5 protein-coding genes and 1 pseudogene are annotated in these 4,145 nt (G+C 42.1%); all 6 read left to right on the top strand.

The window, feature by feature from the left end; translation table 11 throughout:
- Positions 1 to 443: 443 nt before the first annotated feature.
- The 6 genes and pseudogenes from C7B70_RS25090 to C7B70_RS25065 all read left to right on the top strand — a co-directional run bounded on the left by C7B70_RS25090 (position 444) and on the right by C7B70_RS25065 (position 3,960).
- Positions 444 to 740, top strand: a complete 297-nt coding sequence (locus C7B70_RS25090) for a hypothetical protein (RefSeq protein WP_146134175.1) — start codon at positions 444 to 446, stop codon at positions 738 to 740.
- Between the two features lie 2 nt (positions 741 to 742).
- The gene (locus C7B70_RS25085) at positions 743 to 2,008 is read left to right on the top strand and encodes a glutathionylspermidine synthase family protein (RefSeq protein ID WP_106371597.1); all 1,266 of its coding nucleotides are present in this window, start codon (positions 743 to 745) and stop codon (positions 2,006 to 2,008) included.
- 263 nt (positions 2,009 to 2,271) lie between these two features.
- Positions 2,272 to 2,616 carry an alpha/beta fold hydrolase gene (locus C7B70_RS28990; RefSeq protein WP_339376755.1) on the top strand — a complete coding sequence of 115 codons (345 nt, stop codon included), beginning with the start codon at positions 2,272 to 2,274 and terminating at the stop codon, positions 2,614 to 2,616.
- A pseudogene (locus C7B70_RS25075) lies at positions 2,616 to 3,296 on the top strand (IS1 family transposase). The gene C7B70_RS28990 and the pseudogene C7B70_RS25075 overlap by 1 nt, the downstream one beginning before the upstream one ends.
- A 17-nt stretch (positions 3,297 to 3,313) precedes the next feature.
- The gene (locus tag C7B70_RS25070; RefSeq protein ID WP_106371596.1) at positions 3,314 to 3,505 is read left to right on the top strand and encodes a hypothetical protein; all 192 of its coding nucleotides are present in this window, start codon (positions 3,314 to 3,316) and stop codon (positions 3,503 to 3,505) included.
- Complete coding sequence (locus C7B70_RS25065; protein WP_106371595.1) at positions 3,505 to 3,960, top strand: hypothetical protein; 456 nt, start codon at positions 3,505 to 3,507, stop codon at positions 3,958 to 3,960. The genes C7B70_RS25070 and C7B70_RS25065 overlap by 1 nt, the downstream gene beginning before the upstream one ends.
- Positions 3,961 to 4,145 lie beyond the last annotated feature (185 nt).

Here is a 4,145-nt window from a genome sequence, read left to right as displayed (position 1 = left end):
TGTTTGCTCCTCGTTGAGGAATCCTTTCGCAGGCATTGTCCTTGTACTTTGAAGATTTCAGACTTTAATTTTATACTATTTAGAAGTCTATTAGCTTAGTCTGATTCAGATCAGGGAAATTATCTCTACCTAAAAATTATGCCAGCCTAATTGTTCCACAGCTTGAATAATAGCGAGATTTGGAATCATTACTTTTACGTTCGGCGGATTAAGTTAGTATTTAGAATGCAATCTATGCGGAGGCGATCGCAGTAAATTCATCGCAATATTAATAATTTAGCATAGAGTTTTTGCAAAGTTAATAAAAGTCTTTTTCGCTCCAATCATCTTCCTCCCAAAAAAAATTACTGTAAAATAGACTTAACGGCACTGTTTTAAGCGGAAACAAAAAGTATCAAGTGGCTGACTCTAAATCCAATACTTGCAGATTGCTAACTATTTTGATGATTTCTTCTCTGTTGGTGGCGTGTAATCCAACCCCAAACTACTCTAGAGAAAAATGCGACCAAAGAGCGCTGCAACAGGAATATGCCAAGGAATGTTATCGCTATTATCCTGCTAATCATGCTTACATAACCAGAAGTGGAGGGTATGGTGGAGGTTATACAGGCGGCGGATATTATCAACGAACTACAACAGGTTCTGGTGGAACAAAGGTAACTAAATTCGCTCCGATAAGAACAAGAGTGGGAAGCTCTGGCTTCGGTAGTTTTGGTCGCAGTAGATCTGGGGGAAGTTAGGCATGGAAGTATTTGAGCATCCTGCGAGAAATTCATTTTTCCGAAAAATGGGTTTGAAGTGGTGGAATATCTGCCCAGTTGATGAAGAAACAGGATTACCAATAACTAGAGAAGAACAACCCTATGGGATGTATTATTGTCAAAAAATTTCACCTACCCAGATTCAAGAAATCAAAGCAGCTAGTGCGGATGCAGGTAGAGTAATCAGAAAGGTTTGGGATGTAGTCAAGGGGTTGTCCGATGATATTTTATTAGACATGGGATTTCCTGTAGAGAGCCTTAAGGTAATCAGAACTGACGGGCTGACCCCGTTTACTATGCGCCTAGACTGGTCATGGAACCAAGCAAGCCAAGAACACAAAATTATCGAAATCAATTGTCAAACACCAAGCTTTTTGTTTGAATGCTTGGCAGGGAATAAATATGCGGCTCAGTATTTTGGCATGAGCGATCCCAATCCTGAAGCGATAAAAGTTGTAAAAGCGAGTTTGAGGTATCAACTGAGCCAAGCGGCGAAATGGTTAGGCAAGAAGTTGAGCGATTGTACGGTAGCATTTACTGCCCTAAACAATGTCGAGGATATGGGTACAATGTACTGGCTATCTCAGCAAGCTAGAGATATCGTTAGCAATGTTTTGTTGTTTCCTTTAGAATTCCTGAGCGTTGTAAAAGGTAGGGGGTTACATTATATCCAAGGAGATCGCCAAATAGACATTTTGTTCATGTGGTATCCCCTAGAATGGGCGATATACGACCGAGACGAACAAGGCAATATGCTGTGGGGTGCGTTAGAAACAGCGATCGCCAAAAAGCAAGTTGCGATAGTCAACTTCGCATCAGGGTTTGTATTGCAGCCAAAAACGATCCTGAGTTTGATAACGGATCTAGGGGCTGACTTTTTTGGTGAGGATGCTTGGACAGTTCTAAGATATTTTCCTGAGACATCGACAATCGCCTCGGACATTGGTAACTCGTACTTTGCCAAGCCTGTATTGGGGAGGCAAGGAGAAGGAGGGTATGCTGTGTATAAAGATGATGTACTGTTAGAAAGTTCGGGAAAGGCCGATTGGTACGTTAAACAGCAGTATATATATCAAGAATTGCTAGATTTACCTACAATCAACGTAGAAGAAACGGAATATACGGCTTTGTGGGGTTCGTGGTTATTCAATGTTAATGAAGAGTTGATTCCTGCTGGAGTAGGAATGAGGGTATCTGTTGGTCCGATCACGGACGACTGTTCTTATTACCTGCCGATTGGTGAGTAATAGGAACAATTGGGCTTTAATGGGATATGAACTATGGAAAACCAGGCGAACGTGCCTAAGCAAAGCGCAATATTGCTCAAGCGCCTTTGCCTAAGACCGATCCGGTGTATGGTCAAGATGGACAGCTAACCGAATACTGGCATCTAGTGTAAGCCAAGGTGTAACTCATGATCCAGACTGCTGCAATCCCAAGTACACGGTTCTATACCTGAAAAAACTATCGCTGTGCTTACGAACACTACTCCCCAGATGTTGGGGAAGATCTGCATAGCACTCCTTTACTACTAATTCACCCGATTGGTGTTGGTTTATCCCGTCAATTTTGGCATCGCTTCTGTAGTGCTTGGTATCAAAGCGGATGTACCAATCCTATTTACAATCCCGATCTCTTAGGTTGCGGTGAGAGCGAGATGCCCCACATCGCATACACTCCGGCGGATTGGGCTGCCCAACTGCAACACTTTTTGCAAACAGTCATTCAAAAACCCGTTACCCTAGTCGTGCAAGGAGCGCTGCTACCTGTAGCACTCGAATTAGTGCAATTGCAAACTCAACCAAATCTTATCCAAAAGGTGGCGTTGCACAATGAAAGTATGATAGAGGAATGATGCAATGTCCAAAATGTGAATCAAGCTATGTAGTCAAAAATGGCTGGCGTCAGGAAAAACAAAATTATCTTTGTCGCAATTGTCGTCGCCAGTTTATTGCTACTCATGAACCTAAAGGTTATACTCCTCAAGTCAAAAAACACTGTTTAACTCTGTACTGCAATGGCATGGGATTTAGAGCAATTGAGCGTTCAACAGGAGTCACACGCAACACAGTAATTAACTGGGTAAAACAAGCATTTCAAAAAATACCAGAGGAAAACTATGAAATCCCTCAAACGGCTCAACTTGATGAACTACAAACTTTCGTTGGCTCAAAAAAAACAAAATTTGGCTTTGGACAGTAGTAAACTCCCATCAAGCTGGTATCGTGAAATGGATTGTTGGCGACCGCAGTAGTAAAACCTTTCGTCGTTTGTGGTGGATTGTTCGAGGTTGGTGTTGTTTTCTTTATATTACCGATGGTTATCCGGTTTATCCTTGCTTCATTGATGATTGTGACCATCTAGTTAGTAAAACAGCTATGACCAGAGTTGAAGGAGAAAATTCTCGTTTACGCCACCCCGATCGCTCGTTTACATCGTCAAACGTTCTGTTATTCCAAGTCTGTTGAGATGCTGGAAGCTTCAATTGGTCTTCTAACCTACTATCTTAAATACTGGTCTATTCCTGCTTTTTAGCTAATCATCTTTCCCTTGTGCAACGCCCTGATTTTCATTCGTTCCTGCAAGACTGGTGTGCAACATTTGAACTAGCAAAATTAAAGAATGGAATTCGTGACGTATTTGAAATTTCTAGTGAGGAATTGCAACACCAAATAACCAGTTTGGATACTTTTGGAGAGCAAGCAGCCTTGATTGAGCGCTCTCTTGCCATGAGTATTGAGTGATGGAATTATTACCTACCACTATTGCTGGTTCTATTGCAGAATGTTTGCTTTTGCCAATTGCCCCTAATCCTACTACTGCGATCGCTTTTACGGAAAAATCACCTCTTAACCCAATGACAGTCTATTTATCGCAGTTAAGCCCATCGTCGCGGAGGACAATGCAAGGAGCGCTGGAAACTATCGCCAAAATAGTTAGTGGAGGGGAATTTGATGCCATTAGCTTTCCTTGGGCAGAACTTAGGTATCAGCATACCCAAGCTATTTACGCGCAATTGAGCGAACGCTATGCCTTTAGTAATGCCAATAAAATGATGGCGGCACTTTCGCGGGTACTCGAAGAATCCTGGAAGCTGGGGCTGATGTCGACGGAAGACTACCATAGAGCGATCGCTATTGAGCGTAAAACAGGGCAAAGGTTATTGAAGGGTAGGGCTTTGAGCATTGGGGAAGTATGATCTCTATTTAACGCCTGCGCCCAAGATAAGTCAGTGATATCAAGTCCGTTAAATGACTTATAGTTAAGCTCCAATTCTAGTCCACCAATGAAAACCAGTTAGTCCTTGAATCAAATCTTGCTGCTGAAGTAGAGATTGGCATCGGTGAAATAAAACCTCCTCTAAATCATCCAAGGTTTCAAAAG

The sequence above is a fragment of the Chlorogloea sp. CCALA 695 genome (assembly GCF_003003885.1).
In the GTDB taxonomy this organism is placed as follows: domain Bacteria; phylum Cyanobacteriota; class Cyanobacteriia; order Cyanobacteriales; family Chroococcidiopsidaceae; genus Aliterella.
The sequence above is the reverse complement of the archived record's forward strand: the minus strand, read 5'-3'. Positions and strand labels throughout refer to the sequence as shown.

Bases quoted from the DNA above. Each gene is read 5' to 3' on its own strand.
- C7B70_RS25090 (WP_146134175.1), top strand. From the start codon at position 444: ATGATTTCTTCTCTGTTGGTGGCGTGTAATCCAACCCCAAACTACTCT.
- C7B70_RS25085 (WP_106371597.1), top strand. From the start codon at position 743: ATGGAAGTATTTGAGCATCCTGCGAGAAATTCATTTTTCCGAAAAATG.
- C7B70_RS25065 (WP_106371595.1), top strand. From the start codon at position 3,505: ATGGAATTATTACCTACCACTATTGCTGGTTCTATTGCAGAATGTTTG.